Annotated in this window: 2 protein-coding genes; one reads left to right on the top strand and one right to left on the bottom strand. The window is 73.6% G+C overall.

Annotated features, from left to right (window positions below):
* Nucleotides 1-112 precede the first annotated feature (112 nt).
* Entirely contained in the window at nucleotides 113-1,033 is a 921-nt protein-coding gene (locus tag ACFV61_RS35880; protein WP_380428726.1) for a DUF6891 domain-containing protein, read from the top strand.
* Nucleotides 1,034-1,064: 31 nt separating this feature from the next.
* Here the strand turns inward: ACFV61_RS35880 and ACFV61_RS35875 are convergent.
* Nucleotides 1,065-1,751: diacylglycerol kinase (locus tag ACFV61_RS35875; RefSeq protein WP_380496372.1), on the bottom strand; the 687-nt coding region annotated here is incomplete at its 5' end.

Here is a 1,751-nt window from a genome sequence, read left to right as displayed (position 1 = left end):
GACAGAACAACCGGAGGACAGCCCAGCAGGGCGTCAGTCAGTGGCAGAGCCACGACCACCAGGGACCCGGTTAGAACTATCAGTGTCAGTGGCGTGTGGTTGGGTGATCCACATGCTGGCGATCGGGGTGCAGGAGAACGACGGGACGCGCCACCTCCGGGTGGAGGCGGCCGAGTTGGCGCGGCTGGTGCGGCGGATCGGCGCGAAGGGCGACCGCTTCCTGGTCGCCCAGCGGATACCGGACCTGCCGGACGTCTTCATCCAGGTGTGGCACGCCGAAGGCGGCGAGTACACGCTCGAACACCGCGACGGCTCCGCCGCCCGGCACTTCGAGGTTCGCACCGACGGTCCCGAGGCGGTCATCGCCGCGATGACGGGCTGGGCGCGGCACGAGCCGGGCTGGGGCGACGGCCTGGACTGGCAGCCGCTCGACCTGGGCCCGCAGCCCGAGCCTGCCCCGCCGCTCGACCTGCCCGCCGACGACCTGCGGCAGTTGCACGACCGGCTGCGCCTCACCCTGGCCGGCGGCTACACCACCCGCGCCGAGCTCGCCGAACTCGCCGAGGACCACCTGGTCTCCGGCGACCACCGCCCGCCCTCCCGCGACCAGGCCGAGCAACTGGCCGACCGGCTCTGGCTGGAGCGCGTCGGCGAGCAGACCGGCTGGATCGGCGAGACCGACCCGGAACGCCTCACCCGGGCCTTCGCCGCCCTGGAGGAGGCCGGCATCACCGCCCGGGAGCACTTCAGCTGCTGCGGTTCCTGCGGCGACGCCGAGATCGCCGACGCCGGGGCGCCGGACGCCCGCGGCTACGTCTACTTCCATACCCAGTCCACCGACTCCGCCGCCGCCGGCCACGGCCTCGCCCTCCGCTACGGCGGTTTCGACGCCTCCCCGCTGACCACCACCGCCATCGGCCACGAGGTGGCCGCCGCGCTCACCGAGGCCGGCCTGCCCGTCATCTGGAACGCCGACCCCTCCCAAGCGATAGAGATCCGCCCGCTCCTCTGGCGCCGCCGCCTGACCGGGTGAGGCTCGCGGCTCCGACGGGGAGACGGGTGGGTCACGGCACCAGGAGGTGAAGGGCCCCGGGGGCGGCGCTCACGTCGACGGGGAGGGCCGCGATGAACTCGCCGTCGGCGTAGGCGGTGATGGCGGGGGAGTCGATCCGCAGGGATGCGGTGCGGTGGGTGGTGACTTCGGGGTGGGTGGTGTGGGTGCCCTTGAAGAGGGTGGGGAAGAAGCGGGCGATGCGCAGCCGGGGCATGGCGGCGACGAGGGTGAGGTCGAGGAGGCCGTCGTCCGGGAGGGCGTCGGGGCAGATGAGCATGCCGCCGCCGTAGCTGCGGGTGTTGCCGACGGCGGCCAGGGTGAGGTCGCGTTCGATGACGGTGCCGTCGGCGAGGGTGATGCGGAAGGGCAGCGGGCGCAGGTTGGCGAACTCGGCGAGGATGGCCAGGTTGTAGCGCATCCGGCCGCGGGGCCAGCGCAGGCGGTTGGCACGGTCGCTGACCAGCGAGTCGAAGCCGGTGGCGAGGACGGAGCCGTACCAGCGGGTGGTGCCGTCGGCGGCGGTGACCAGGCCGAGGTCGACGGTCCTGGTGCGTCCGGCGGCGACGACGTCGGCGGCGGCTTCGGGGGTGGCGAGCGGGAGGCCGTAGGCACGGGCGTGGTCGTTGCCGGTGCCGGCGGGTATCACGCCGAGCGGGACGGCGGTGCCGGCGACGGCCTGGAGTGCGAGGTTGACCAC

Origin of the sequence: Kitasatospora sp. NPDC059817, from assembly GCF_042731835.1 — a bacterium.
Classification (GTDB): Bacteria; Actinomycetota; Actinomycetes; order Streptomycetales; family Streptomycetaceae; genus Kitasatospora.
The sequence above is the reverse complement of the archived record's forward strand: the minus strand, read 5'-3'. Positions and strand labels throughout refer to the sequence as shown.